This window comes from Phenylobacterium sp. (genome assembly GCF_044236515.1).
In the GTDB taxonomy this organism is placed as follows: Bacteria; Pseudomonadota; Alphaproteobacteria; order Caulobacterales; family Caulobacteraceae; genus Phenylobacterium.
The window spans coordinates 1-24,205 of the sequence record NZ_JBIIGK010000038.1; the positions used below are offsets into that span (position 1 = coordinate 1).

Annotated in this window: 31 protein-coding genes; 20 read left to right on the forward strand and 11 right to left on the reverse strand. The window is 70.9% G+C overall.

What is annotated here, in order from left to right; genetic code table 11:
* The 3 genes from ACILRF_RS06170 to ACILRF_RS06180 form a co-directional block, all read right to left on the reverse strand.
* Window positions 1–540: PQQ-binding-like beta-propeller repeat protein (locus ACILRF_RS06170; protein WP_395671400.1), on the reverse strand; the 540-nt coding region annotated here is incomplete at its 3' end.
* A gap of 65 nt (window positions 541–605) precedes the next feature.
* The gene (locus ACILRF_RS06175; RefSeq protein WP_395671401.1) at window positions 606–821 is read right to left on the reverse strand and encodes a hypothetical protein; all 216 of its coding nucleotides are present in this window, start codon (window positions 819–821) and stop codon (window positions 606–608) included.
* A gap of 82 nt (window positions 822–903) precedes the next feature.
* Window positions 904–1,464, reverse strand: a complete 561-nt coding sequence (locus ACILRF_RS06180; RefSeq protein WP_395671402.1) for an HNH endonuclease — start codon at window positions 1,462–1,464, stop codon at window positions 904–906.
* 520 nt (window positions 1,465–1,984) lie between these two features.
* On the opposite strand from ACILRF_RS06180, the gene ACILRF_RS06185 reads away from it, so the two are divergent.
* Genes ACILRF_RS06185 through ACILRF_RS06195 form a run of 3 tightly spaced genes read left to right on the forward strand, consistent with a single transcriptional unit; the run spans window position 1,985 to window position 4,307 of the window.
* Window positions 1,985–2,587, forward strand: coding sequence for a TetR/AcrR family transcriptional regulator (locus ACILRF_RS06185; protein ID WP_395671403.1), 603 nt, complete (start codon window positions 1,985–1,987; stop codon window positions 2,585–2,587).
* 3 nt (window positions 2,588–2,590) lie between these two features.
* Window positions 2,591–3,421: a tRNA glutamyl-Q(34) synthetase GluQRS gene (gene gluQRS / locus ACILRF_RS06190; protein WP_395671404.1), complete on the forward strand. Its 831-nt coding sequence runs from the start codon at window positions 2,591–2,593 to the stop codon at window positions 3,419–3,421.
* Window positions 3,414–4,307: a DMT family transporter gene (locus tag ACILRF_RS06195; RefSeq protein WP_395671405.1), complete on the forward strand. Its 894-nt coding sequence runs from the start codon at window positions 3,414–3,416 to the stop codon at window positions 4,305–4,307. Before gluQRS ends, ACILRF_RS06195 begins: the two co-directional genes overlap by 8 nt.
* Before the next feature lie 92 nt (window positions 4,308–4,399).
* Here the strand turns inward: ACILRF_RS06195 and ACILRF_RS06200 are convergent, their stop codons facing one another.
* Entirely contained in the window at window positions 4,400–5,827 is a 1,428-nt protein-coding gene (locus ACILRF_RS06200; RefSeq protein WP_395671406.1) for a protein adenylyltransferase SelO, read from the reverse strand.
* Between the two features lie 115 nt (window positions 5,828–5,942).
* Here ACILRF_RS06200 and ACILRF_RS06205 point away from each other — a divergent pair, with 115 nt between their 5' ends.
* The 6 genes from ACILRF_RS06205 (at window position 5,943) to ACILRF_RS06230 (ending at window position 9,847) form a co-directional block, all read left to right on the forward strand.
* Window positions 5,943–6,587 carry a DUF47 domain-containing protein gene (locus ACILRF_RS06205; RefSeq protein WP_395671407.1) on the forward strand — a complete coding sequence of 215 codons (645 nt, stop codon included), beginning with the start codon at window positions 5,943–5,945 and terminating at the stop codon, window positions 6,585–6,587.
* 10 nt (window positions 6,588–6,597) lie between these two features.
* Window positions 6,598–7,608: an anion permease gene (locus tag ACILRF_RS06210; protein ID WP_395671408.1), complete on the forward strand. Its 1,011-nt coding sequence runs from the start codon at window positions 6,598–6,600 to the stop codon at window positions 7,606–7,608.
* Entirely contained in the window at window positions 7,608–8,084 is a 477-nt protein-coding gene (locus ACILRF_RS06215; RefSeq protein ID WP_395671409.1) for an NUDIX hydrolase, read from the forward strand. Before ACILRF_RS06210 ends, ACILRF_RS06215 begins: the two co-directional genes overlap by 1 nt.
* 167 nt (window positions 8,085–8,251) lie before the next feature.
* A complete protein-coding gene (locus ACILRF_RS06220) occupies window positions 8,252–8,989 on the forward strand; it encodes an SDR family oxidoreductase (protein ID WP_395671410.1) in 738 nt (245 codons plus the stop codon).
* 69 nt (window positions 8,990–9,058) lie between these two features.
* Complete coding sequence (folB, locus tag ACILRF_RS06225) at window positions 9,059–9,403, forward strand: dihydroneopterin aldolase (RefSeq protein WP_395671429.1); 345 nt, start codon at window positions 9,059–9,061, stop codon at window positions 9,401–9,403.
* A 48-nt stretch (window positions 9,404–9,451) separates the two neighbouring features.
* Window positions 9,452–9,847 carry a DUF4870 family protein gene (locus tag ACILRF_RS06230; protein ID WP_395671411.1) on the forward strand — a complete coding sequence of 132 codons (396 nt, stop codon included), beginning with the start codon at window positions 9,452–9,454 and terminating at the stop codon, window positions 9,845–9,847.
* A gap of 33 nt (window positions 9,848–9,880) precedes the next feature.
* Here the strand turns inward: ACILRF_RS06230 and ACILRF_RS06235 are convergent, their stop codons facing one another.
* Window positions 9,881–10,768 (reverse strand): branched-chain amino acid aminotransferase, encoded by an 888-nt coding sequence (locus ACILRF_RS06235; protein ID WP_395671412.1) that lies wholly within the window; start codon window positions 10,766–10,768, stop codon window positions 9,881–9,883.
* A 77-nt stretch (window positions 10,769–10,845) separates the two neighbouring features.
* Here ACILRF_RS06235 and ACILRF_RS06240 point away from each other — a divergent pair, with 77 nt between their 5' ends.
* The 3 genes from ACILRF_RS06240 (at window position 10,846) to ACILRF_RS06250 (ending at window position 13,530) form a co-directional block, all read left to right on the forward strand.
* Window positions 10,846–11,325: a MarR family winged helix-turn-helix transcriptional regulator gene (locus ACILRF_RS06240; RefSeq protein ID WP_395671413.1), complete on the forward strand. Its 480-nt coding sequence runs from the start codon at window positions 10,846–10,848 to the stop codon at window positions 11,323–11,325.
* Window positions 11,322–12,035, forward strand: a complete 714-nt coding sequence (locus ACILRF_RS06245) for a response regulator (protein ID WP_395671414.1) — start codon at window positions 11,322–11,324, stop codon at window positions 12,033–12,035. Before ACILRF_RS06240 ends, ACILRF_RS06245 begins: the two co-directional genes overlap by 4 nt.
* Before the next feature lie 133 nt (window positions 12,036–12,168).
* A complete protein-coding gene (locus ACILRF_RS06250) occupies window positions 12,169–13,530 on the forward strand; it encodes an ATP-binding protein (RefSeq protein ID WP_395671415.1) in 1,362 nt (453 codons plus the stop codon).
* Here the strand turns inward: ACILRF_RS06250 and proC are convergent.
* From proC to ACILRF_RS06275, 5 genes are all read right to left on the reverse strand, one after another.
* A complete protein-coding gene (proC, locus tag ACILRF_RS06255) occupies window positions 13,527–14,324 on the reverse strand; it encodes a pyrroline-5-carboxylate reductase (RefSeq protein WP_395671416.1) in 798 nt (265 codons plus the stop codon). The genes ACILRF_RS06250 and proC overlap by 4 nt on opposite strands.
* Before the next feature lie 56 nt (window positions 14,325–14,380).
* Complete coding sequence (locus ACILRF_RS06260; protein ID WP_395671417.1) at window positions 14,381–14,887, reverse strand: YbjN domain-containing protein; 507 nt, start codon at window positions 14,885–14,887, stop codon at window positions 14,381–14,383.
* Between the two features lie 144 nt (window positions 14,888–15,031).
* Window positions 15,032–15,280 carry an accessory factor UbiK family protein gene (locus ACILRF_RS06265; protein WP_395671418.1) on the reverse strand — a complete coding sequence of 83 codons (249 nt, stop codon included), beginning with the start codon at window positions 15,278–15,280 and terminating at the stop codon, window positions 15,032–15,034.
* Between the two features lie 55 nt (window positions 15,281–15,335).
* Complete coding sequence (locus ACILRF_RS06270) at window positions 15,336–16,070, reverse strand: hypothetical protein (RefSeq protein WP_395671419.1); 735 nt, start codon at window positions 16,068–16,070, stop codon at window positions 15,336–15,338.
* Window positions 16,067–16,873, reverse strand: coding sequence for a DUF3313 domain-containing protein (locus ACILRF_RS06275; RefSeq protein ID WP_395671420.1), 807 nt, complete (start codon window positions 16,871–16,873; stop codon window positions 16,067–16,069). The genes ACILRF_RS06270 and ACILRF_RS06275 overlap by 4 nt, the downstream gene beginning before the upstream one ends.
* A gap of 90 nt (window positions 16,874–16,963) precedes the next feature.
* On the opposite strand from ACILRF_RS06275, the gene ACILRF_RS06280 reads away from it, so the two are divergent.
* Window positions 16,964–17,707: a hypothetical protein gene (locus ACILRF_RS06280; RefSeq protein ID WP_395671421.1), complete on the forward strand. Its 744-nt coding sequence runs from the start codon at window positions 16,964–16,966 to the stop codon at window positions 17,705–17,707.
* Here ACILRF_RS06280 and ACILRF_RS06285 read toward each other — a convergent pair.
* Window positions 17,704–18,063 (reverse strand): DMT family protein, encoded by a 360-nt coding sequence (locus tag ACILRF_RS06285; RefSeq protein WP_395671422.1) that lies wholly within the window; start codon window positions 18,061–18,063, stop codon window positions 17,704–17,706. The genes ACILRF_RS06280 and ACILRF_RS06285 overlap by 4 nt on opposite strands.
* A 144-nt stretch (window positions 18,064–18,207) precedes the next feature.
* On the opposite strand from ACILRF_RS06285, the gene ACILRF_RS06290 reads away from it, so the two are divergent.
* The 7 genes from ACILRF_RS06290 to ACILRF_RS06320 all read left to right on the forward strand — a co-directional run bounded on the left by ACILRF_RS06290 (window position 18,208) and on the right by ACILRF_RS06320 (window position 24,042).
* Window positions 18,208–18,612 carry a GFA family protein gene (locus ACILRF_RS06290; protein WP_395671423.1) on the forward strand — a complete coding sequence of 135 codons (405 nt, stop codon included), beginning with the start codon at window positions 18,208–18,210 and terminating at the stop codon, window positions 18,610–18,612.
* Window positions 18,609–19,094, forward strand: coding sequence for a hypothetical protein (locus tag ACILRF_RS06295; protein WP_395671424.1), 486 nt, complete (start codon window positions 18,609–18,611; stop codon window positions 19,092–19,094). The genes ACILRF_RS06290 and ACILRF_RS06295 overlap by 4 nt, the downstream gene beginning before the upstream one ends.
* Window positions 19,095–19,169: 75 nt before the next feature.
* Window positions 19,170–20,018: a prolipoprotein diacylglyceryl transferase gene (gene lgt, locus ACILRF_RS06300; RefSeq protein ID WP_395671425.1), complete on the forward strand. Its 849-nt coding sequence runs from the start codon at window positions 19,170–19,172 to the stop codon at window positions 20,016–20,018.
* Entirely contained in the window at window positions 20,005–21,063 is a 1,059-nt protein-coding gene (locus ACILRF_RS06305) for a class I SAM-dependent methyltransferase (RefSeq protein WP_395671430.1), read from the forward strand. The genes lgt and ACILRF_RS06305 overlap by 14 nt, the downstream gene beginning before the upstream one ends.
* Window positions 21,060–21,824, forward strand: a complete 765-nt coding sequence (gene pgeF / locus ACILRF_RS06310) for a peptidoglycan editing factor PgeF (RefSeq protein WP_395671426.1) — start codon at window positions 21,060–21,062, stop codon at window positions 21,822–21,824. Before ACILRF_RS06305 ends, pgeF begins: the two co-directional genes overlap by 4 nt.
* 106 nt (window positions 21,825–21,930) lie before the next feature.
* The gene (locus tag ACILRF_RS06315) at window positions 21,931–22,866 is read left to right on the forward strand and encodes a ribose-phosphate pyrophosphokinase (protein WP_395671427.1); all 936 of its coding nucleotides are present in this window, start codon (window positions 21,931–21,933) and stop codon (window positions 22,864–22,866) included.
* Window positions 22,867–23,019: 153 nt separating this feature from the next.
* A complete protein-coding gene (locus tag ACILRF_RS06320) occupies window positions 23,020–24,042 on the forward strand; it encodes a hypothetical protein (RefSeq protein ID WP_395671428.1) in 1,023 nt (340 codons plus the stop codon).
* The last annotated feature ends 163 nt before the right edge of the window (window positions 24,043–24,205 follow it).

The following is a 24,205-nucleotide window of genomic DNA, read 5'->3' on the forward strand; positions in this document are numbered from 1 at the left end:
CTTCACCACCCGCGGCGCACCGGTGATGGTGTAGGGCCGGCTGCGGTCGGTGGTCTGGACGTCCCACACGGGCTTGCCCGTCTTGGCGTCGAGGGCGATCAGCCGCCCGTCGATGGTTCCGAAGAAAACCTTGCCGTCCCACAGGGCCGCGCCGCGGTTGACCACGTCGCAGCAGGCGTTGAGGCCGGACTGGCCGGGGACCTTCGGATCATAGCTCCACAGCTTCGCGCCGGTGCGCGCGTCGAAGGCGTGGACCTTCGACCAGGCGGTGGTGGTGTAGATCACCCCGTCGGCGACCAGCGGCGTCGCCTCCTGGCCGCGGTCGGTGTCGAACTCCGCCCACCAGGCGACGCCGAGCTTGCCGACCGTCCCACGGTTGACCTGGTTGAGCGGCGAGAAGCGCTGCTCGTCGTAGGTACGGCCGTAGGTGCGCCACTCGCCGGGATCGGCCCCGATCCTGGCCCCGTCGCCGCCGCCGCAACCGCCGACCAGCATCGCCGCGGCGAGCCCGGCCGCCGCCATCCAACCCTGCGCCCTCATGAGGCCCCCGCCCGTTCTTCAAGTGGCGCATCTTTACTGAAGACGGGGGCAGCGCAAGGGTGGCGTTAGTCGGGGTCGGCCTCCCCGTCCTGCGGGATGCGCGGACCATCCGTCGACGATCCCGTACGCTCGCCGCCGGGCGTGACGCCGGGCGCATCCCAGGCCTGGGGTCGCTTGCCAGCGGCGCGGTCCTGGCCGCTGCCTAGGCCGCCGGCGCCGTAGCCGGTCCCTCGCGCCTCGCCGTCGCCGCCAGGCGGCCGGTTCACCGGATCGTCGCTCATGGGAGACTCCTAAAGCCTCTTGCAGCAAGCACGGCGCAGCGGGGAGGTTCCGAGGCCTAACTTTGAGCGCGTCGGCGCGGGCTCAGGCCTCGAGTTCGATGTCCCAGTAGAGGTAGTCGAGCCAGCTTTCGTGGAGGTGGTGCGGCGGGAAGCGTCGGCCGCGTTCCTGGAGCTCGAAGGCAGTGGGGCGGCGCGGCTTGTGATGGGGCTGCATGTGCGCCTCGGCCGGGGTGCGGCCGCCCTTGGCGAGGTTGCAGGGCGCGCAGGCCGTGACGATGTTTTCCCAGGTGGTGCGGCCGCCGCGCGAGCGCGGGATGACGTGGTCGAAGGTCAGGTCCTCGCCGGCGGAGCAGTACTGGCAAGAGAAGGCGTCGCGCAGGAACAGGTTGAAGCGGGTGAAGGCCGGGGGCCGGTCCTGGGCCACATAGTTCTTGAGCGCCACGACGCTGGGCAGGCGCATTTCGAAGGAGGGGGAGTGGACCTTCTGGTCGTAGGTCGAGACGACGTCGACGCGGTCGAGGAACACCGCCTTGATCACCTCCTGCCAAGGCCAGAGGGACAGCGGGTAGTAGCTGAGCGGCCTGAAGTCGGCGTTGAGCACGAGACAGGGCCAGCCCGAAGGCGGCCGGCTAAGCACCTGCATCGCCGGCCCTCCCGTGGTCTGAGGGGCCAGGGATCGGCGGGCCAAGCGGCCAGGGACGGGGATCCGCCCATCTATCGTACGCTACCGGACTGAAGACCAAGCCTCCGTCACACAGAACGCAACAGCCGGATCGGCTGCGAGGTGACGATAGCGGGGATTCGGAGACATCTCCATGACGCAGACCCGGAATAGCGTCAGGCACAAAAAAGGGCCCCGGGGGAGCGGGGCCCTTATCCGTCTGCGGACACCTGTCCGAACTTACGCGCCGAGAGCCGCCGTGGCGCCCGCGGCGGTGAAGCCGAGGAACAGCAGCAGGGCCGGAGCGATGCGATCGAAGAAGCGGCCGAGATTGTTGGTTGCGAGAGTCATGAGACACACACCTTTCAGTTTAAGACCCCTGCCTCCCGGGGAGGAGAAGCGGGGCTGTTTTGTTATTTGAACGGTGCTTAGATAGGCCGCCATCTAATCACTGTCAAGTTTATCTTGACGGCGCTCAGATTGGCGCCCAAGGGTGTGGCCAATGAGTGACAGTGAGCCGTCCGCGACTCGGTCCTACCACCACGGCGACCTGCGTCGCGCGCTGGTCGAGGCCGGCCGTCGGCTGGTCGAGGCCGAGGGGTCGACGGCCCTGTCGCTGCGCGCGGTGGCGCGCGAGGCCGGCGTCAGCCCGGCGGCGCCCTACCACCACTTCAAGGACAAGAGCGAACTGCTCCAGGCCATCGCCGACCAGGGGTGGGACGAGCTCGGCGACATCATGGACGCCGTGGCCGCGGAGCACGAGGGCGCCGGCGCCCCCGGCGTCGCCTACGTTCGCTACGCCCGCGCCCATCCGGCGCTCTACCGCGTGATGTACGACGCCGCCCGCGACCGCCCGTCGATCCCCGACGAGGCCGAGGATTCGGCCCACGCCAAGGTCCGTCGCGCCTTCCTGACCGCCGCCGACACGGCCGAGGCGCCTCTGGATCTGGAACTCGCCATCGTCGCCGCCTGGTGCGCGGCCCATGGCCTGGCCGAGATGGCCGCCTTCAAGCACTTCCACCGGCTGCGCGCCGAGGTCGGCGGCGAGGACGCCTTCCTCCAGGCGGTGCTCGGCCGGCTGGGCGTCGCGCCGCGCGACCCTTAGGTCGTGAGCTTCGTCACCCGTTTCGCCCCCTCGCCGACCGGCTGGCTGCACAGGGGCCACGCGTTCTCGGCCCTGACCGCCTGGCGCGCCGCGAGATCGGCCGGCGGTCGCTTCCTGCTGCGGATCGAGGACATCGACGCCACCCGATGCCGCCCGGAATACGAGGCGGCGATCTTCGAGGACCTCGCCTGGCTCGGGATCGAGTGGGAGACCCCGGTTCGCCGCCAGTCCGATCACCTCGCCGACTATCGGGCCGATCTCGACGCCCTGGCGGCGCGCGGCCTGATCTACCGCTGCTTCCGCACCCGCAAGGAGGTCGCCGAGGAGATCGGCCGCGCCCCGCACGGGCCGATGGAAGCGTTCCGCGGCGCGCCGCTGTCCGCCGACGAGGAGGCCGCACGCCTGGCCGCCGGCGCGCCCTACGCCTGGCGGCTGTCGCTCGACGCCGCCGACCGTGAACTCGGCGGCTTTGGGCAGCTCAGCTTCCACGACGAGGACCGCGGCACGGTCGCCGCGCGGCCGGCGCTCGGCGGCGACGTCGTGCTGGCCCGCAAGGATGTCGGCGTCGCCTATCATCTGGCCGTGGTCCACGACGACGCCCTGCAGGGCGTCACCCATGTCATCCGCGGCGAGGACCTGTTCGAGGCGACCCACGTCCAGCGCCTTCTGCAGGCGCTGCTTGGCCTGCCCGTTCCGGCCTACCGGCACCATCGGCTGCTGGCCGGAGCCGACGGCCGCCGCTACGCCAAGCGCGACCGCGCCGAGACCCTGCGCGAACTGCGCGCCGCGGGGGTGACGCCGGACGAGCTTTTCCGGGAGATGGGATTTGAGTGACGCCACCCCGCGCTGGCGGGCCATCGCCGCCCTGTTGTTCGGGGCATGCGTGATCGGCGTCTCGCCGATCCTCTTTCGGCTGGCCGACACCGGCCCGGCCGCCGCCGCCTTCTGGCGGCTGTTCTTCGCCGTGCCGCTGCTGCTGGCCATGACCTGGCGGACCGAAGGCGGGCCCGGGCGTCCGACCGGGCTCGGCGCCATCGCCGGGGTGATGTTCGCAGGCGACCTGATCTTCTGGCACTACGGCATCCAGCTGACGACGGTCGCCAAGGCGACGGTGCTGTCGAACCTGACGCCGGTCGTGGTCACGCTGTTCGCCTGGATCTTCCTGCGCGAGCGGCCGCGCCTGCAGTTCCTGGCAGCCGTCGCCCTGGCCGTCGGCGGCGCCTGGACCATGGCGCTGGCGAAAGGCTCCGGGGCGGCCGGGATCAACGAGCCGCTGGGCGATCTGTTATCGGCGGCCACGGCCTTCTGGTACGCCCTCTACATGCTGGCCATCGGCGCGGGCCGTCGCACCACAAGCGCCGGGCGGCTGATGGTCTGGTCGAGCATCGTTGGCGCGCCGATCATGCTGGTCGCCGCCCTGATGTTGGGCGAGCAGATTCTCCCCCTGAGCCTCGGCGGCTGGGCCGCCTGCGTCGGGCTGGGGCTTACCCATGTGTTCGGACAAGGGGCGATCGCCTGGGCCCTCGGCCGACTGCCGACCTCCACGGCCTCGGTGGTGGTCCTGGTCCAGCCGATCGTCGCCGGCTTGCTCGGCTGGCTGCTGTTCGCCGAGGCGTTGGGGCCGCTTCAGGGGCTCGGGGCCGCGATCGCGCTGAGCGGCGTGGTGCTGGCGCAATGGGCGACCCGCCCGCGCGCTCAGCCGAGCACGCCGAACACATAAAGCAGAAAGAGGACCGGCAGCGGCACGGTCCCGAGCCAGCGGAGCGCAGGTTTCCAGCCGGTTCCCATGGCAGGGCAATGGGACGGCGGCGTCTAGGTTCCCTGCGCGGGCAGGCCCCAGCCCAGGCGGACGGCCTCGATGCGCGCCAGCTTAGCCTCGAATTCGCTCCAGTCGTCGTCGGCGGCGATCGGCTCCCAGATGGCTTCGATCTCGTCGTAGAGGAGCTCTTCGGGCTCGGCCTTGCCGAACATCGGGTGCGTGAGCCGTTCGGGCCGGTCGGGGGTGTAATCGGCGAGCAGGCGGCGGAACTCCACGAACGGCGCCTCGCCGTAGACTTCGCCCCGCGGACCGGCCAGGGCGCGGTGCGTGGATCCGCAGAACCAGTCGAAGAACACCGGCTCCCAGCGCACCCGATCGCCGGCGGCGGCCATGCCCTTCAGCAGCGCCTGACTGAGGGCGAAGTCGGTGTCCTCGTCGTTCGGCGTCAGGCCAAGCCGCGCCAGCAAGGCCGCGGAGAGTTCGCGCCGATAGGCCGGGCCGAAGGCGTTCAGCGCCGCCACCAGCGGCTCGGTCTCGCCGATCAGGGTCAGGCAGCCGGCAAGCTGCTGCAGGTTCCAGAATACCGCCTCGGGCTGACGGCCAAAGGCGTAGAGACCGGTCTGGTCGAAGTAGGCGGCTGTGAACGCCGGGTCCGAGCGTGGCAGGAAGCGGTACGGACCGTAGTCGAAGCTCTCGCCGGTCAGGCTCATGTTGTCGGTGTTGAGGACACCGTGGACGAAGCCGGCCGCCATCCAGCGGGCGGTCAGCCGCGCCATCCGCGCCACGACGGCGCCCAGCAGCGCCGCGCCCTTGTCCGCCGCGTCGGACAGCTCCGGATAGTAGGTCTCGACCACGTGGTCGGTCAGCGCCTGAATCCGGTCGGCGCGTTGGAAGAAGGCGTGGCGCTGGAAGGTGCCGAAGCGGATGTGGCTGTGCGACAGCCGCACCAGGACCGAGGACCGGGTGGGGCTCGGCTCATCGCCGCGCACCAGGTTCTCGCCGGTCTCGACGAGGGAAAAGGTGCGCGAGGTCGGCACGCCCAGCGCCTCCAGCATCGCCGTCGCCAGCACCTCCCGGACCCCGCCCTTCAGGGTCAGCCGGCCGTCAGCGGTGCGTGACCAGGGGGTCTTGCCCGATCCCTTCGTCCCGAGGTCGAGCAGCCGGTCCGTTCCGGCCTCGCGTAGCTGGGCGAACAAGAAGCCGCGGCCGTCGCCGAGCTCGGGGTTGTAAACCCGGAACTGGTGGCCGTGATAGCGCTGCGCCAGGGGCGGGTCGATGTTGTCCGGCAGGGGAGCGAAGCGGCCGAAATGGGCGATCCACTCCTCGTCGCTCAGCGAATCGAGGCCGACGCCGGCCGCCGCCCGGTTGTTTCGGTAGCGCAGAATGGTCTTCGGGAAGTCGGCGGCGGCCACCGGATCGGCGAATTCCTCGCCCAGCGCGGGGAACCTCGGATCGGGGCGGTAGGCGGCGGAAACGGGCATCGGTCCCAGATGGGCCGCCGCCGCCCGCCGGGCAAGCGGCGGCGCGTCCGCAAAGCACCTTCACAGGGCTGTCACAAACGCCTAGAGGCTCGCCATCCGCGGGGAGATTGTCCGTATGCTGAGGTGGTTCCAGGCGTTGATGCCGCGCGAGGAAGGCTTCTTCGACCTGTTCGAGGAGCATTCGCGCACCCTCTGCGCCGGGGCGCAGGCGCTGCGCCGCATGCTGGAGGGCGGACCCGACGTGGCCGCCCACTGCGCCGAGGTCGCCCGGCACGAGGACGCCGCCGACGCCGTGACCCGCCGGGTCATGCAAGCAGTCAGCCGCACCTTCATCACCCCATTCGACCGCAGCGACATTCGCGAGCTGATCAGCTCGATGGATGACGCCATCGACCAGATGCACAAGACGGCCAAGGCGGTGACCCTGTTCGACCAGCGCGAATTCCAGCCGCACATGGTCACCCTGGGCGACGTCATCGTCCGCTCCGCCGACCTGACCGCCGAAGCCGTGCCGCTGCTGCGGGCGCTGCGCAACAACGCCACCCGCCTGCACGCCATCGCCGAAGAGGTGACCCGGCTGGAGGAGGATTCGGACCAGCTGTTCGACCAGGGCATGGCGGCGCTCTATCGCGGCCCGGCCCGCGCCGACCCGATGGCGTTCATCGTCGGGGCGGAGATCTACGACCATCTGGAAAAGGTCGTCGACCGGTTCGAGGACGTCGCCAACAAGATCAGCGGCGTGCTGATCGAGCACCTCTGAGGAGCGCCGCGTGGTCGACGCCGGCGTTCTCCTCATCGTCCTCATCGCGGTCGCGCTGGCGTTCGACTTCCTGAACGGCCTTCACGACGCGGCGAATTCCATCGCCACCATCGTCTCGACGCGCGTCCTGCCGGCCAACTATGCGGTGATGTGGGCGGCGTTCTTCAACTTCATCGCCTTTCTGGTCTTCCCGCTGCATGTCGCCAGCACGGTCGGCAAGGGGATCATCGACGCCCAGATCATCTCCGACGCGGTGATCTTCGGGGCGCTGGGGGGGGCGATCACCTGGAACGTTCTGACCTGGCTGCTCGGCATCCCCTCCTCCTCGTCGCACGCCCTGATCGGCGGACTGTTGGGGGCGGGCATGGCCAAGGCCGGGCTCGACCCGGTCGTCTGGAGCGGCGTGATCAAGACCGCCGCCGGCATCGTCATCTCGCCGACCCTCGGCTTCCTGCTCGCCCTGACCCTGGTACTGATCGTCTCCTGGACCTTCCTGCGCAGCACGCCGGCCTTTGCGGACTCCGCGTTCCGCAAGCTGCAGTTCGTCTCGGCCTCGCTGTTCTCCCTGGGTCACGGCGGCAACGACGCCCAAAAGACCATGGGGATCATCGCCGTCCTGCTTTACTCGCACGGCCAGCTGGGCGGAGAGTTCCACGTGCCGTTCTGGGTGGTCATCTCGTGCCAGGCGGCGATGGGGCTCGGTACGCTGATGGGCGGCTGGCGCATCGTCCACACCATGGGCTCGCGGATCACGCGGCTGTCGCCGCAGCAGGGGTTCTGCGCGGAAACCGGCGGGGCGCTGGCGCTGTTCTTCTTCACGAACCTGGGCATTCCCGTGTCGACCACCCACACCATCACCGGCTGCATCGTCGGCGTCGGGGCGGCCCGGCGGGTGTCGGCCGTCCGCTGGGGCGTGGCGGGGCGGATCGTCTGGGCCTGGGTGATCACCCTGCCGGCCGCGGCGCTGATGGGCGCGGGCTTCTACTTCCTCGCCCGGCTCGGCGACCGGCTGTTCGGCTGATGGCGAAAAGCAAGGCCAAGGCCGCCAAGCCCAAGACCCCGAAGTTGAGGGCCGAGCCGGACCGTGAGCCGCGCGACCAGTTCGCCGCCCTGCCCTGGCGGCGCAACGCCGACGGCGCGGTCGAGGTGCTGCTGATCACCTCGCGCGAGACGCGGCGCTGGGTGATCCCCAAGGGCTGGCCGATCAAGGGCCTGACCGCCGCCAAGACGGCCGCGCGCGAAGCCTACGAAGAGGCCGGGGTGAGCGGCGACGTCGCCAAGAAGAAGCTCGGCGCCTTCCACTACGACAAGCGCCTGGCGAGCGGCCGGCTGCAGCACGTCAAGGTCACGGTCTATGCGCTGCGTGTCGAGCGCGAGGCCGACGCCTGGCCAGAGAAAGGCCAGCGCGACAGGCAGTGGACCGCGCCGGCCGACGCCGCCGCGGCGGTCGACGAGCCGGAACTCCAGGCGCTGATCGCCGCTTTCAAGCCGGCCTGAGCGTCTTGCAGGCCCGGCCCGGCCTCGCTAAAGCCGGGCTTACATCTTGAGTTCGGAGCCGACCATGATCGGGATCTACACCATCCTCGCCTTTATCGTCGTGATCGGCGCGCTGAACTTCTACGAATTCGGCCGCCTCGACTGAGCGGCGGACCGGGTCTGACGACATGACCAGCCGCGGCGCCGCGCTCATCACCGGCGGCGCGCGGCGCATCGGCCGGGCGCTGGTGAGCGCCGCCGCCGACGCCGGCTACGACGTCGCCATCCACGTGCGCGAGCCCGGCGACGACGCCGAGGCCGCCGCCGGCGAAGTCCGCGCCCGCGGCCGCCGGGCCGCGATCCTGGCCTGCGACCTGCGCAAGGAATCGGCCGTCGTCGCCCTGACCGGCGAAGCGGAGGCCGAGCTCGGCCCGGTCACCCTGCTGGTGAACTGCGCCAGCGTCTTCGAACCCGACGCCTTCGCGGACATGAACCGCGCGTCGTGGGACCTGCACCTCGAGACCAATCTGCGGGCGCCGCTGGTGCTGTCGCAGGCCTTCGCCCGCCGGCTGCCGGACGACCGCGAGGGGCTGATCGTCCACCTGCTCGACCAGCGTGTGCTGAACCCGACGCCCGAGTTCTTCTCCTATTCGCTGAGCAAGGCCGCCTTATGGGAGGCGACGCGGCTGATGGCCCAGGCGCTGGCGCCGCGTGTGCGGGTCAACGGCATCGGTCCCGGCCCCACCCTGCCCTCGATCCACCAGGACCAAGCCGCGTTCGAGGCCGAGGCGGCCGCCACGCTGATGGGCCGGCCCGTCAGCCCGCAGGATATAGCCGCGGCGCTGCGCTACCTGATTGACGCTCCGGCGGTCACGGGCCAGATGATCGCCGTCGACTCCGGCCAGCACCTGGCCTGGAAGAATTGAGGGCCGCCCGTGGTCGCCGCACCCCGTTCCGATGAGGCCCTGTCCCCCGCCGCCGACGCCCGGGTGGTGATGACCAAGGTCTTCGTCACGGGCATAGAGGTCGACGCCCAGATCGGCGTCTATGGCCACGAGAAGGGCCGCCACCAGCCGCTGATCGTCGACGTCGAGCTCGACGTGCCGGTCGCCGGCGCCGAGCGGCTGGCCGACACGCTGAACTACGAGACCATCCTGCAGGCCGCCCGCGACGTCGCCGCCGAGGGCCACATCGGCCTCGTCGAGGCGTACGCCGAGCGCCTGGCCCGCGCCTGCCTCGCCGACCCGCGGGTGACCCGCGCGCGGGTCCGCGTGGTGAAGCCGATGGCCCTGGCCCCCCACGCCGCCGGCGCCGGGGTGGAAGTCACCGCGGTGCGCTAGCTTGAATCCTCCGCCGGAAGGGGCACATCCTTCCAATATGAGGCGTCCATGACCGAACCGCTCGTGACCTCGACCGCCGAGGAGCGCACCCTGCCCGCCGTGGTCTACGGCCTCTACCTGCTGGCCTTCGCCACCGTGATCACCGCGCCGCTCGGCGCGATCATCGCCTATGCGCAGCGGGGTCGAGCCGACCCCAAGGCGCGGAGCCACTACGACTTCCAGGTCCGGACGTTCTGGATGACCTTCGCCTGGGCGGCGATCGGCGGCCTGCTGTTCGTCTTCGGCGTGCCGCTGAGCTTCGTGCTGATCGGCCTGCCCATGCTGGCGCTGAGCTGGGTGATCTGGGGCCTGATCGGCGTCTGGTTCGCCGTCCGCTGCGTCGTCGGCGTCATCTATCTGGCACGGGACGAGGCCTATCCGCGGCCGCGGACCTGGTTGGTCTAGTTCCTCTCCCGTAGAACGGGAGAGGAAAAGACGTCAGGCCGCTACGGTCTCGCGGCGGACCATGCGGGCGTAGTCGTCCATCAGGCTCAGCGAGATAGCGCCCGGGGTGAAGCTGTACTCGCCGATCAGGCTGACCGGCGTCACCTCGGCCGCGGTGCCGACGATGAAGCACTCCGAGAAGCCGGCGAGTTCCTCCGGCTTGATGTGCCGCTCGACCACTTCGATGCCCTTGCTCTTCGCCAGCTTGATCACCGACTGGCGAGTGATGCCATTGAGGAAGCAGTCCGGGGTCGGGGTGTGCAGCACGCCGTCCTTGACGAAGAACACGTTGGCGCCCGTCGCCTCGGCCACGTAGCCGCGGTAGTCGAGCATCATCGCGTCGGTGAACCCGTCCTTCTCCGCGGCGTGCTTGGAGATGGTGCAGATCATGTAGAGGCCGGTGGCCTTGGCGTGGACCGGCTCGGTCTCCGGGCTCGGACGCTTGTACTTGGCCCAGGTCAGACGAACGCCCTTCGCCTTCTCTTCCGGCTTGAAATAGCTCGGCCAGTCCCACACCGCGATGGCGACGTGGATCTTGGTGTTCTGCGCCGCGACGCCGATCATCTCGGAGCCGCGCCAGGCGATCGGGCGGATATAGGCGTCGGTCAGGCCGTTCTTGGCGCAGGTGTCCTTGCAGGCCTGATCGATCTGGGCCACCGTGAACGGAATCTGGAAGTCCAGCATCTCGGCGGACGCGAACAGACGCTCGGTATGCGCGGTCAGCTCGAAGATCTCACCCCCGTACATCCGCTCACCCTCGAACACGGCCGACGCATAGTGCAGGCCGTGGGTGAGTACGTGCACCTTCGCCTCGCGCCAGGGCACGAACTGGCCGTCCAGCCAGATCCAACCGTCGCGATCGTCGAAGGGAACAACAGACATGAGGGTGCGACCTCCTTTCAAAGAGGCCCCCTTGAACCGCCCCATCGGTCGCGCGTCAAACAAAATGGGCGCGTGAAGTGATCACACCGGCCGATCCGCGCCTGATCCTGCGCGACGACGAGCTCGACGCCGGCGTCGAACTGCTGATGCTCGCCGAGGCGGCCGTGTGGGCAGGGGTCGACGCCGGGCTGGAGGCCGAGGGCCTCGGCCTTGGTCGCTCGCACTGGCGCGCGGCGTTCCTGTTGCGGCGCCGGCCCGGGGTCGGGGTGCAAGAGCTCGCCCGCCTGACCAGCCTGTCGAAACAGGCCGCGAGCCGCATCCTCGTCGACCTCGCCGCGAAGGGCCTGGTGGAAAAGACCGCCGGCGACTTCGACGGTCGCCGCCGCACCGCCGCCCTGACCGCCAAGGGGATCGCGTTCGAAGGCGCCGTCACCGAGCGGCTGCGCGGGCAGCTGGCCCGCGCCTATCGCACAGCGGGCCTCGACGGCGTGCCCGGGGCGCGGCGGGTGCTCGCCGCCCTGGCCGGCTCGCGCACCCGGGGGAGCGGCGCGGGATGAGCCTCGAGATCGCCGCCTCGGCCCGCAAGGCCCGCCACCTGCTGATCGTCGACGACGACGACCGCATCCGCGACCTTTTGAAGGAATATCTCGCCCGCGCCGGCTTCCGGGTGACGGCGGCGTCGGGCGGGCCATCGGCGCGCAAGCTGATCGAAAGCTTCGACTTCGACCTGGCGGTCTTCGACGTGATGATGCCGGGCGAGGACGGGTTCTCGCTGGTGCGCTGGCTGCGCGAACAGCGCGGCCGGGCCGGCCGCACGCCGGTGCTGATGCTGACCGCCCGCGGCGAGCCGGGCGACCGGATCGAAGGCCTGAAGCTCGGCGCCGACGACTACCTCGCCAAGCCGTTCGAGCCGGAGGAGCTGGTCCTGCGCATCGAGGCGATCCTGCGCCGGGCCCAGGACCGGCCGCAGGGCCCCGGCCCGTTGAGCCTCGGCCGCTGCCAGTTCGACGCCGACCGCGGCGAACTGATCTGCGACGGCGAAGCGGTGCGGATCACCGAGGCCGAGGTCGCCCTGCTGCGCCAGCTTGCCCGCACCCCGCACGAGCCGGTCGACCGGCTGGAGCTGGCCCGCGGCACCGTCGATCCCTCGGGCCGCGCCGTCGACGTCCAGGTCACCCGCCTGCGCCGCAAGATCGAGGACGATCCCAAGACGCCGCGCTACCTGCAGACCGTGCGCGGCGTGGGATATCGATTGGCGCCGGACTGATGGTTGGCGCTATCGCCCCCTCCGGCCCTGCGGGCCACCTCCCCCGCTCCACGGGGGAGGAGCGAAATGCGCCGACCCGCTCCTCCCCCGCCTGCGGGGGAGGTGGCGCGAAGCGACGGAGGGGGCGCGCCCCATGCGCCTGACCCCGCCCCGCGTTCTGGCCCGCTGGTTCAAGCGCCAGCTGCCCAAGACCCTGTTCGGCCGTTCACTGCTGATCATCGTCCTGCCGGTGGCGCTGATGCAGGTCGCCGTCACCTACGTGTTCTTCGACGCCCACTGGCAGACGGTCACCGCCCGCCTGTCCGAAGGCCTGGCCGGGGACATCGCCTGGGCCGTCGAGAGCTATGAGGAAGACCCCAGTCCGCAGGCCCTCGCCCGCCTCGCGGCCCGGGCCGAGGACTCGATGGGCCTGTCGATCGCCCTGCAGCCGGGCCGGGCCCTGCCCCAGCGTCGGCGCGATCCGCCGGTGCTGTTCGAGCCGTTCTTCGCGCCGATCGACCGCTCGCTGGAGCGCGCGCTGGAGGCGCGCCTCGACGCGCCATTCTGGTTCGACACCACCCGCTATCCGGCCTACGTCGACATCCGCGTCGCCGCGCCCGGCGGCGTGCTGCGGGTTCTGGCCCCGCGCGAACGCGCGTTCGCCACCCAGGGCCATATCTTCGTCCTGTGGATGACCATCGCGACGGTGCTGCTGACCGGCGTCGCCATTCTGTTCATCCGCAACCAGGTGCGCGCCATCGAGCGCCTGGCCAACGCCGCCGAGGCTTTCGGGCGGGGCGAGGACCTCGTCGCCTTCAAGCCGCATGGCGCGCGCGAGGTGCGTCGCGCCGCCACCGCCTTCCTCGACATGCGCAGCCGCATCCAGCGGCATATCGACCAGCGCACCACCCTGCTGGCCGCCGTGAGCCACGATCTGCGCACCCCGCTCACCCGGCTGAAACTGGCGCTTGCGCTCTCGCCGCCGTCGACCGGCGCCGAGGCCATGAAGCGTGACCTCTCCGAGATGGAGCAGATGATCGACGAGTACCTCGCCTTCACCCGCGGCGAGGGGGGCGAGGCGACCGCGGAGGTCGGCTTGCGGGAGCTGCTGGCCGCTGTCGCCGACGACGCGCGCCAAGCCGGCGCCAAGGTCTCCATCGAGGCCGACCCGCAGCTGACCGCTGCGCTGCGCCCGAACGCCATGCGACGAGCGCTGTCGAACCTCGCCACCAACGCCGCCGCCCACGGCCGGCGCGTCGCCCTGACCGCCCAGGCCCGCGCGACCGGCGGGGTCGAGATCGTCGTCGACGACGATGGGCCCGGCATTCCGCCCGAGCGGTACGAGGAGGCCTTCAAAGCCTTCGTACGGCTGGACCCGTCCCGGAACCAGAACACCAAGGGGGTCGGGCTCGGCCTCGCCGTCGCGCGCGACATCGCCCGCGCCCATGGCGGCGACATCACCCTGGACCGCGCGCCGCTGGGGGGACTGCGCGCAGTAGTGCGGCTCCCGGGCTAGGCGCCCAACTCCTTCGAGCGTTTTACGGCGCGGGTCACCGCCTCACGCAGCAAGGCCGGCAGGCCGCTGTCGCTCAGCAGCACGTTCAGCGCCGCCTCGGTCGTGCCGCCGGGCGAGGTCACCTGGCGGCGAAGCTCGGCCGGCTCTTCGCCGGTCTCCGCCAGGAGGGCGGCCGCCCCGGTCAGAGTCGCCCGGGCGAGGCGCCTGGCTTCCTCGGCGGGAAGGCCGGCGGCCTGGCCCGCGCCCTCCAGGGCTTCGACGAAGGCGTAGAGATAGGCCGGGGCCGAGCCGGACACCGCGGTCGCCGCGTGCATCAGACCCTCGTCAGCGAGCGTCACCACCGCGCCGAGCGGCGCGAACAGCGCCCGCGCCCTGGCGAGGGCCTCCGGATCGTCGGCGTAAACGCTCGCCGTGCCCTGATTGATCGCCACGGCGGTGGTCGGCATGACCCGCGCAACCCGTCGGCCGCCGAAGGCGGCGGCGATGTCGGCCGCCCGCACGCCGGCCGCCACGGACACGATCACCGCGTCCGGCGCGAGCAGCCCGGCGGTCTCGGCGGCCACCGCCTTCCACATCTGCGGCTTGACGCTGAGCAGGACCGTCCCGGCCCGGGCGAGGTCGGCGTTCGGCGGGTTGAGGGCGGCTCCGTCCGCCGCCGCGGCCTCGGCGGCCGGCGACGGGTGGGGATCGCGCAGGATGAGGTCGGCGGGGGCGAAGGCGGCGGCCCTGCGCCAGCCTTCGATCATGGCGCCGCCCATGCGACCGGCGCCCAACATCAGGATCGTTGTGGTCATCGGCGCGACCCTAGCGGTCGCGCCGACTCCAAGCGAGGCCGTTTCGGCCGCGATCGTCAGGCTTCGCCGACGGTCTCGAACATGCAGGCGGCGATCGCGTCCTGGGGCGACTTGGCGCCGCGCACCAGGAAGTCGAAGGCCGGGTAGAAGCGATCGGCCGCCTCGACCGCCACGTCGATCATCGCCGCGGCCTGAGCCAGGCTCGGCTGCTCGCCGGTCATCAGCGCCATGCCGTGACGGAAGATGATCTCGCCGTCCTCCCACAGCTCGTAGTGGCCGAGCCAGACGCGCGGATTGATGGCGTTGATCAGATCGAGGGCGGCGGCGCGCTGGTCGGCGGCCACGGTCAGGTCGATCGAGCAGCACAGCTGAAGGCAGTCGCCCTCCGGCCGCCAGGCGAACCAGAGTTCGTAGTCTTTCCAGTCGCCGGCCAGGGCGAAGGCGAGGTCCCCGTCTTCCGTACGGTCGAACGGCAGGTTCTCCGCCGTCAGCACATGTTCGACCACGTCCAGCGGATCGTTCCCGAGGAGGACGGTGTCGTCAGACTGGGTGATGTTGTCCATGAGACCCGAGGTCCTTTCGCAAGGGCTGGGTGCGACGCCTCGCACCCGAATCGCCTGCGATACTGAGGTTAGTCCTGTTTGCGTCCCGCCGGTCCACCGCGTTCTTGTGACGGGCGAGCCGCGCCGCGATGTGCTGGGGATATCTCAGGCTGCTGGCCCTTCCGCCGCCGGCGCCGCGGCGGCGCGCAGCTCGGCGACCTCAAGGCGGAGCGCGGCCAGCTCGGCCTTCAGCGCGTCGAAGTCGTCTCGGCGTACGAGGTCAAACTCGGCGGCGACGCGGTCGGCCTGCGAGCGCATGGCCGCCTTGGCCTCCTCTCCCGCCGCCTGGGCCAAGCCCATGGCCGCGGTGGTCAGCTTCGCCATCTCGTCCAGGAAAGGGTTCTGAGTCTGCATCGTCTACTCGAAACGGCGGGTGCTTCCGCCTGTTCCGCATATATGGCGTCTGCGGTCAGATTGCCACCTGACGCCTCGGGCGGGCGCGCCAAGCGCCGTAAGCCACGATGACGACGGCCGCCGCGACGGCCGAAGCGGCGACGGCCGGCTTGTCCGCGCGCTCCCCGGCCCAGACGCCGATCAGGCCCCAGGCGACCGGGATGGCGTAAACGCTGGAGGCCCCGGCCCGCAGCATCGCCAGGGCGGCGAGCAGCACCGCGGCGACGCCGGCGTAGGCCGCCGGTCGGCTCGCGTCGCCGACCAGCCCTTCGGCCGTCAGCACGGTCAGGATGTTCACCGCCGAGGCGATGGTCAGCCAGCCGGCCAGCAGCGCCAGGGGCCATAGCGCCAGCAGCCGGTCCTTGAGGTCCTCCGCCCGGTCCCGCGCCCGCAGGACGGCGGTCACGGCCGCCGCGGCGCTGGCGACGATAATCGCCACCGTCGCCCAGCGGACGTCGGCCGCCGAGGCCCAGATCCACAGGCCGCAGCCGGCGATCGCCGCCGCCGCCGGCCAGCCCAGCGCCCGCGCCACCGGCCGGTCCGTGCGCGACTGGTAGGCGGCGTAGGCGAGGAGGCCGGCGTAGATCAACGTCCAGATCGAGAACGCCCAGCCGGCCGCTCGCAGGGTCGAGTCCCCTTGGGCGGCGAACTCCGCCTGGTCGAGGCCCCAGCCGCTGACCGCCTGGGCGATCGGCGAGGCGATGGCGAGGCCGACCGCGGCGACGGTCGCGGCCTTGCGCGCCGCGCTCACCGCGGAGCCTCGCCCCGCGCGCCGCTGAGCTGCGGCACGTAGAGGCCGGTCGCGAACTTGGCCAGCCAGCCTTCCGGCCGCAGGCGCGGACCGTATTCGGCGCAGGGATCGGGCGTCGGCACGGGGCGGCCCTTGAAGCCGTCGGGCGTCATCACCTTCGCCGCGTCGTCGGCGAACGGCTCGACGAACTGCAGGGCGTCGCCGATCCGGCTGAGCGAGGGGTTGTCGGCGCCGACCGCCGTGGCGTTGCGCGCCCAGACCGTCGCCGCAATCTGACGCCCGTCGCCGTCGACCATCTCGGCCTCGCCGCTGAACCCGCCGAGGGTCCCGGGCACGCGCAGTCCGATGGGCCCCGGGATGAAGAAGCCGGCGGCGGCCGCCATGGTCGAGCCGACCTTGCCGGTCGGCTTCACCCGCGTGACCCAGGCCCGCACCCGGGCGTCCGGGGTCTCGCCCGGCGCCGCCAGGTCGAAACGCTCGGTCAGTTCGAAGCACAGCTGGGCGGCGACCTCGCGCAGCATCAGGGCCTTCTCGTCCTCGGACATCCAGTCCGTGTCCGGCCCGGCGACCAGCTGCGGCGGCTCGATCGCCACCCGGCGGATGGCGTCCGGGGCCAGGGCGTTGCGCCGCTCGGACACCTTGGCGCGCAGGGTTCCCTCCTTCGCGGTCAGGCCGTCGTAGCTGGACAGCTGGCCGGAGTTGCGCACCGGCGCGGTGGCGCAGGCCGAAAGACCCGCCCCGAACAGCAGGGGGCAGAGGATCAGGGAAAGGGTGCGGTGCATGGGATCCGGACGATTGCTCAAGCTTCAACGTCGGGCGGGGCCCGAAGTTTCGCGACCGGCCAGGGTAGGCTAGGCTCGCGTCGAAACCGCGACAGTCGGGTGGGAGGAAACATGCGTAGCGGATTTGGGATACTGGCGATCGCCGCGATGCTCTGCTTCGGGTCGGCCGCGGGGGCCGGGCCCTTGGTGAAGCTGCCTGCCGATCCGGCCAAGGCGGCGGGGCTGCGCACGACCAAGGCCGGCAGCATGGACATGCTCTCCGCCCCCGTCGCCATCGAGGCCCCGGGGCGCACCGGCGTGTTCGGCCTGAACGGCCGACAATACCGGATTTCGCAGCCAACACAGGCCGAAGTGGTCCACGTCCAGGCCGGCCAGAACACCTGGGTCGACAAGGGCGGCAAGGCCCACCCGGTCACGAAGGGCGATGTGCTGTTCTTCGCGGCCCGCCGGCCGAATACCGCCCGCGACGCCGCCGGCTATGTCGACCACTATGTGCTGTTCCCGGCCACGGGCGAGGCGGCCGACAAGACGCCCGACGCCATGCCGCTCAACCCGGCCGAGGTGGACGCCAGCCGGTTCGCCGCCGCGGCGGGCGGCCGTGAGCACGTCTATCTCGCCACCGACGAAGGCTCGCGCGTCGTCGCCTGGCGGGCCGACGACCAGGGCTCGGTCTCCAATAGCCCCGACTTCCGCTATCTGGCCGTCACCGCCGGCCGGGCGGTGTTCACCGAAGGCGGCGCCAGCACCGAGGTCGCGGCCGGAGACACCCTGCTGATCCCGGCCGGCAGCAGCTACAGCTGGCGCGGCCAGGGTCTGGTCGGCGTGCTGGTCAGCATGAAGCCGAAGGCCAACTAGCCGGCGAAGGGACCCTTGAAGACGAACCAGGCGCCGGCGGCTATCAACAGGAAGCCGACGCCGTGGTTCAGGGTCAGCCGCTCTCCGAGGTAGGCGACCGAAAACACCGCGAAGACCGCCAGGGTGATCACCTCCTGCATCGCCTTGAGCTCGGCCGGCTCGTAGGCCAGTCGGCCGATGCGGTTGGCCGGCACCGCCAGGCAGTACTCGAAGAAGGCGATGCCCCAGCTGATCAGCACGATCAGCCAGATCGGCCGATGCTCGACCTTCAGATGGCCGTACCAGGCGAAGGTCATGAAGACGTTCGAGACGACCAGCAGCAGGACCGGCGAGACGAAGATCCAGAGCGAGGGCATGGGGGCTCCCGGGTTCGAGCGACCCGCAAAGCTCTGGCTTGCGCCGCGCCGCCCGGCAAGGCCGGGGGAGGCGGGAGGGCTTCTCCACCCGCTATCCGGATTTCTGTCGTGTCCGTCGCACGGACCCGTGCTTTCTAGCCCGTCATGACGACGCGCAACGCGGCCTGCGCCTGCGGCCAGCTCCGGATCGAGGTCAACGGCGAGCCCTTGGGCGTCGGCGTCTGCCACTGCCTGGCCTGTCAGCGCCGCACCGGCAGCGTCTTCGCCACGCTGGCGACCTTCGCCGAGCCCTGGACCGTGGCGGGCGAGGCGCGCGAGTACGTCCGCAAGGGCGACCAGGGCGCCGAGTTCCGCTTCCGCTTCTGTCCGGACTGCGGGACGTCGGTCTTCCATACCGAGACCGGAGACGACGGCTTTGTCTGCGTCGCCGTCGGGGCGTTCGCCGACCCGGAATTTCCGCCGCCCGAGCTCTCGGTCTACGAATGCCGCCGCCATGCCTGGGTACGCCTGCCCCAGGCCCTGCCGACCTACGACAAGGATCCGATGTGAGACCGGCGGTTCAACGGCGGCTGCTCTGGGCGCTGCCGCTGGCGTTCGCGGTCGCGTGCTTCTTCGCCCTGGCGGCCTGGATGTTCGGCGGCGCCTTCATCAAGGAGCGCGAGCGCAGCATCGCGGCCTCGGCCGCGGCGCACGCCGGCGCGCCGGCCTGTCCGACCCTTACCGCCGGCGAGTTCGAGGCCGCGCACTACCGGCGGCTGCAGGGCGTGCAGTACTTGAACGGGACCTTCGTGCGACAGCACGGCCATGTTGAATGCGTCACCGCCGCCGACCGCAAGGGCCCGCTGAAGACCTATGCGGTTTGCGCCTTCACCTCCCCCAGCGTCCTGAAGGTCACGACCGCGAAGGGCGACTGGTACTTCGCGCCCGGCGTGGGCCAGCCGGCCACGGTCTCGACGGCCGGCGACGTCGCCCGCTGCGTCCTAGCCTCCGACTTCACGATCGCGACGCTGGAAGGACGCGCGGCGCGCTAAGCGACAGTTGGGGGCTGTATCCCCCGGCCGCCTCGTCTAACCTCCGCCGCAAATCCACCAGGAGCGCCACGCATCGTGCCCTTTCCGGACTTCGACCCCGTTCTCGTCCAGATCGGGCCTTTCGCCATCCGCTGGTACGCGCTGGCCTATGTCGCCGGGATCCTCATCGGCTGGCGCTGGGCCGTGGGGCTGGTGCGCAATCCGAAGCTCTGGACCAACCGCGCGCCGCCGCTGACCTCCGAGCAGATCGACGACCTCGTGCTGTGGGTCACCCTCGGGATCATCGTCGGCGGTCGCCTCGGCCACGTGATTTTCTACACGCCCAGCCTGATCGTCGAAGATCCGGTGCAGATCCTGCAGGTCTGGAAGGGCGGCATGAGCTTCCACGGCGGCGCCCTCGGGGTGTTCATCGCCCTGATCGGCTTTGCGCTGCGCAACCGCATCGACCTCTTCAGCCTCGGCGACATCGTCACCGCGGCGACGCCGTTCGGCCTGTTCTTTGGCCGCATCGCCAACTTCATCAACGGCGAGCTCTGGGGGCGGCCCACGTCGGCGCCCTGGGGGGTCGTGTTCCCCGGCGCCGGTCCCTCGCCGCGCCATCCGAGCCAACTCTATGAGGCCGCGCTCGAGGGGCTGCTGCTTCTCGGCGTGCTGATCTGGGCGACGCACGGCGCCAAGCTCCTGAACCGCCGCGGCGTCGTCGCCGGCCTGTTCTTCGCCGGCTACGGCCTGATCCGCGTGAGCCTGGAGAACGTCCGCGAGCCGGACGCCTACATGCCCGACTTCCCGTTCGGCCTGACCATGGGGATGATGCTGTCGATCCCGATGATCCTCTTCGGCCTGTGGCTGATCTGGCGGGGAATGCGCGAGCCCCTGCCGCCGGCCACCGCCGTGGCGACGGAGAACCGTCCTGAACCTGCGTGACCGGTTGGCGGCCGAGATCGCCGCCGAAGGGCCTATCACCGTCGCGCAGTATATGGCCCGCTGCCTGCTCGACCCGCACGACGGCTACTACGCCATCCGCCCGGCGCTGGGCGAAGGCGGCGATTTCATCACCGCGCCGCTGATCAGCCAGATGTTCGGCGAGCTGATCGGCGTCTGGTGCGTGGCTGCCTGGCAGGCCATGGGCGCGCCGGCCAAGGTCCGGCTCGTCGAGATCGGGCCGGGATGCGGCACGCTGATGAGCGACCTGTTGCGCGCCGCGCGGCTGGATCCCCGCTTCCTGGAGGCAGTGGAGGTCTGGCTGGTCGACGTCTCCGAATACCTGAAGGCGCTGCAGCGGGAGCGGTTCGGCCAAACCGTCAACTGGGCGGATCGCCTGGGGGACGTCCCCGGCGGCGTCCCGACGCTGATCGTCGCCAACGAGCTCCTCGACTGCCTGCCGGCCCGGCAGTTCATCCGCACGGCCGCCGGTTGGGCCGAGCAGGTGGTGGCGACCGACGAGACGGGCGCCCTGGCCTTCGCCCGGGCCGGCGCTCCGCCGCTGCCGTTTCCCGACGCCCCCGAGGGTGCGGTGTGGGAGCACTCGCCGGCCCAGGCGGCGCTCGGCTCGGACATCGGCCGGCGCATCGTCGACGACGGCGGCGCCGCCCTGCTGATCGACTACGGACGTGATGCGCCAGGGTTCGGCGATACGCTGCAGGCCCTGCGCCGCCACCGCAAGGAACACCCGCTGGAAAGCCCCGGCCGCGCCGATCTGACCGTCCACGCCGATTTTCCGGCCGTGCTGGCGGCCGCGGCGGCCGAAGGGGCGGCCGGCGCCCTGCTCACCCAGGCCGAGTTCCTGGCCCGCCTCGGCATCGGTGAGCGGGCCGAGGCCTTGATCCGCGCCCAGCCGGAGCGCGCCGCCCTGATCGGCCGCCAGCTCCACCGGCTGGTCGCCGCCGACGAGATGGGGACTCTCTTCAAGGCCATCTGCATCCACCCGCCGGACTTCGCGCCGCCGGCCTTCGAGGGGGCGGCGGCGTGACCGACCTGCCGGTCCTGACTTCGCCGCGGCTCGACCTGCCCGGGGTGCGCCACGCCTTCTTCACGCGCCACGGCGGCGTCTCGCAGGGGATCTACGCCAGCCTCAACGTCGGCCGCGGCTCCGACGATGATCCGCAGGCCGTGCAGGAGAACCGCGTCCGGGCCGCCGTCCAGCTCGGCGGGCCGCTGGTCACCGCCTATCAGGTCCACTCCGCCAACGCCGTGGTCGCCGACGGGCCGTTCCCCCTGGGCCCGCCGCATGCCGACGCCGTGGTCACCGCCACCTCCGGCGTCGTGGTCGGCGCGCTGGCCGCCGACTGCGCGCCGATCCTGCTGGCCGATCCGGAGGCGCGCATCGTCGCCGCGGTGCATGCCGGCTGGAAGGGCGCCCTGGCCGGCGTCGCCGAGGCCGCCGTATCGCGCATGCAGGGGCTCGGGGCTCAACCCGGCCGCATCCGCGCCGTCGTCGGCCCGTGCATCGGCCCGGCGTCCTACGAAGTCGGCGCCGATTTCCTCGAGGCGTTCCGCGCCAGGGACCCCGGCCACCTGCGGTTCTTCTCGGCCGCGCAGAGCCCGGAAAAGCGGATGTTCGACCTGCCGGCCTTCGTGCTGTCGCGGCTGGCCGCGGCCGGCGTCGACGACGCCGAGTGGATAGGCCGCGACACCTGTGCCGAGCCAGACCATTTCTTCTCCAACCGCCGGGCCTTCAAGGCGGGAGAGCCGGATTTCGGCCGGCTGTTGTCGGCGATCGTGCTCGACTGATCCCACTGCGGACGGATTGGCGAGGCAGAATCTAGGCCTGCCCCTTGCTCGCTGGCCCGCGCCTGCTACAAGCCCGCGCGATCACCTGATGGGCGCGGGGAAGACCATGAAGCTGCTGGCCGGCAACTCCAACCAAACCCTGGCCCAGGCCGTAGCCGACCATCTCGACCTGCCGCTGACCAAGGCGCAGGTGAAGCGGTTCCCCGACAACGAGGTCTGGGTCACGATCGACGAGAACGTGCGCGGCGAAGACGTCTTCGTCCTGCAGTCGACCAGCTACCCGACCAACGACAACCTGATGGAGCTGCTGATCATCATCGACGCGCTGAAGCGCGCGTCGGCGCGGCGGATCACGGCGGTGATGCCCTACTTCGGCTATGCCCGTCAGGACCGGAAGACCGGCGGCCGGACGCCGATCTCGGCCAAGCTGGTCGCCAACCTGATCACCCGGGCCGGCGCCGACCGCGTCCTGACGATGGATCTGCACTCCGGCCAGATTCAGGGCTTCTTCGATATTCCCACCGACAACCTACAGTCCGCGCCGCTGATGGCCGCCGACATCAAGGCCAATTACGAGAAGCCCGGCGAACTGCTGATCGTCTCGCCGGACGTCGGCGGCGTCGTCCGCGCCCTGGCCGTGGCCAGCCGGCTGAACGCCGACCTCGCCATCGTCGACAAGCGCCGCTCGGGCCCGGCCAAGTCCGAGGTCGCCAACATCATCGGCGACGTCCAGGGCCGCCGCCTGATCATGTTCGACGACATCGTCGATTCGGCCGGCACGCTCTGCTCGGCGGCTCAGTCGCTGATCGACGCCGGCGCCACCGAGGTTTCCGCCTACGTCACCCACGGCGTGCTGTCCGGCGCGGCCATCGAGCGGGTGAAGAACTCCGTACTGAAGGAGCTGGTGATCACCGACTCCATCGAAGCCCCGCAGCCGATCGTCGCAGGCGGCAAGATCCGCCACGTCTCCTGCGCCCCGCTCATCGGCGAAGCCATCCGTCGCATCGCCAACGAAGAGAGCGTCTCAAAGCTCTTCGACTGACGCGCCGGGCGCGGAACTTTTTCCGCCCCCGTTTCAGCCAAGCTTGCTCAGCAAGAGTTTACCAAGCGGGGGCCACAATCTCGCCTGCCCGGCATGTATGCTCGGCCCTGTCTGTCCGTTGGGCCGATCTTCTGGGGGAAGGCTAGCTTGCTTATGACGTCGAAGTTCCCGTTCCGCCGGGGCCTGAGCCTCGCCGCGCTCGCCGCCGCCGCGGTGCTGGCCGCCTGTACGGAAACGCCGCCGCCCCCGCCGCCCCCACCCCCGCCGCCGCCGCCGGTCGCGCTTTCACCGAAGGTGATCGAGCAGGCCGCCGCCTACCGCGCCTATGTCAGCCGCGCCCAGGCCATCTCCCCCGCCTTCACCCACGGCTCGCACGTGGCCGACGGCGTGCGCGTCGGCGCGGCCTACGAGCCGCAGCAGTTCGTCCGCGGGGCCATCGCCTACGGCGCCATCGCGGCGATGCAGGACCCGGCGTTCCGGGCCGGCGTGCGCACCTATGCGGCGGACGCCGAGCGGCGCCGCACGGTCGCCTATGAGATCATGAAGGATCCGGCCTACGTCATCGGCATCGAGGGCTCGGCCAGCGCCGCCGGTCACGTGATCGCCGCCATCGGCGGCGACGGCCAGAAGCTGCTGGAACAAGGTCGGCTGGTGAAACAGGCGGCCTACGACGTCCAGCGCTCGCCGTGGTCCAAGGCCGATGTCGCCGGCCGCGACGCCCGGCTGTCGCAGGCCAAGCAGTTGTCGGCCACGCCGGTCCTGCCCGAGATCGCCGAGACCGCCCGCCTGCAGGCGGCGGCCGGCGGCGGCGGCGCCCTGGGGGTCACGCCGTCGGCGGTCAGCCCGCCCTATTCGCCGGTCGTCGTGCGGGCGATGGCCGTCGCGGCGCTGGCCAACCTGGGATACGGCGAGGAGGCCAACCTCGAACAGGTCATGCCGATGCTGGCTGACCCGGCCTCGGCCTCGTGCCTGAACATGTCGAAGCTGAACCTCTATCAGTGCCTGGCGGTGGCCAAGCCGCACTATGAGGACGTCTTCTGTCTGGGCCAGCACGTGCTGATCGACACCGGCAAGTGCCTGATCAAGAGCGCCGGCCTGCCCGAGCCGCAGGACGGCCGGATGGCGATCGCCGCCAGCCCGGCGCCGACCACTACCGGCACGACCCGGGCGCGCTGAATTCCGCGCGGCGGCCTGTTGCGCAGGCCGTTGCGTACGCCAGGGCTTTTGTGTATCTACGCGCACCTTTCGCCCCCAGTGGGCGCGGATTTTCCGTCGCCGCGCGGGCCTCGCGCGGCGGCTTCGTTTTGAGGCATGGCGATGGCCGAGATCATCCTGAACG

Excerpts from the sequence above, each read along its gene's own strand:
- ACILRF_RS06285 (WP_395671422.1), bottom strand. The coding sequence starts at position 18,063 with ATGCCCTCGCTCTGGATCTTCGTCTCGCCGGTCCTGCTGCTGGTCGTC.
- ACILRF_RS06205 (WP_395671407.1), top strand. The coding sequence starts at position 5,943 with ATGCTGAGGTGGTTCCAGGCGTTGATGCCGCGCGAGGAAGGCTTCTTC.
- ACILRF_RS06290 (WP_395671423.1), top strand. The coding sequence starts at position 18,208 with ATGACGACGCGCAACGCGGCCTGCGCCTGCGGCCAGCTCCGGATCGAG.
- ACILRF_RS06220 (WP_395671410.1), top strand. The coding sequence starts at position 8,252 with ATGACCAGCCGCGGCGCCGCGCTCATCACCGGCGGCGCGCGGCGCATC.
- ACILRF_RS06230 (WP_395671411.1), top strand. The coding sequence starts at position 9,452 with ATGACCGAACCGCTCGTGACCTCGACCGCCGAGGAGCGCACCCTGCCC.
- ACILRF_RS06235 (WP_395671412.1), bottom strand. The coding sequence starts at position 10,768 with ATGTCTGTTGTTCCCTTCGACGATCGCGACGGTTGGATCTGGCTGGAC.
- ACILRF_RS06245 (WP_395671414.1), top strand. The coding sequence starts at position 11,322 with ATGAGCCTCGAGATCGCCGCCTCGGCCCGCAAGGCCCGCCACCTGCTG.
- ACILRF_RS06175 (WP_395671401.1), bottom strand. The coding sequence starts at position 821 with ATGAGCGACGATCCGGTGAACCGGCCGCCTGGCGGCGACGGCGAGGCG.
- ACILRF_RS06215 (WP_395671409.1), top strand. The coding sequence starts at position 7,608 with ATGGCGAAAAGCAAGGCCAAGGCCGCCAAGCCCAAGACCCCGAAGTTG.
- folB (WP_395671429.1), top strand. The coding sequence starts at position 9,059 with ATGACCAAGGTCTTCGTCACGGGCATAGAGGTCGACGCCCAGATCGGC.
- ACILRF_RS06185 (WP_395671403.1), top strand. The coding sequence starts at position 1,985 with ATGAGTGACAGTGAGCCGTCCGCGACTCGGTCCTACCACCACGGCGAC.
- ACILRF_RS06180 (WP_395671402.1), bottom strand. The coding sequence starts at position 1,464 with ATGCAGGTGCTTAGCCGGCCGCCTTCGGGCTGGCCCTGTCTCGTGCTC.
- ACILRF_RS06260 (WP_395671417.1), bottom strand. The coding sequence starts at position 14,887 with ATGGACAACATCACCCAGTCTGACGACACCGTCCTCCTCGGGAACGAT.
- ACILRF_RS06315 (WP_395671427.1), top strand. The coding sequence starts at position 21,931 with ATGAAGCTGCTGGCCGGCAACTCCAACCAAACCCTGGCCCAGGCCGTA.
- ACILRF_RS06280 (WP_395671421.1), top strand. The coding sequence starts at position 16,964 with ATGCGTAGCGGATTTGGGATACTGGCGATCGCCGCGATGCTCTGCTTC.
- ACILRF_RS06320 (WP_395671428.1), top strand. The coding sequence starts at position 23,020 with ATGACGTCGAAGTTCCCGTTCCGCCGGGGCCTGAGCCTCGCCGCGCTC.
- proC (WP_395671416.1), bottom strand. The coding sequence starts at position 14,324 with ATGACCACAACGATCCTGATGTTGGGCGCCGGTCGCATGGGCGGCGCC.
- ACILRF_RS06265 (WP_395671418.1), bottom strand. The coding sequence starts at position 15,280 with ATGCAGACTCAGAACCCTTTCCTGGACGAGATGGCGAAGCTGACCACC.
- ACILRF_RS06250 (WP_395671415.1), top strand. The coding sequence starts at position 12,169 with ATGCGCCTGACCCCGCCCCGCGTTCTGGCCCGCTGGTTCAAGCGCCAG.
- ACILRF_RS06200 (WP_395671406.1), bottom strand. The coding sequence starts at position 5,827 with ATGCCCGTTTCCGCCGCCTACCGCCCCGATCCGAGGTTCCCCGCGCTG.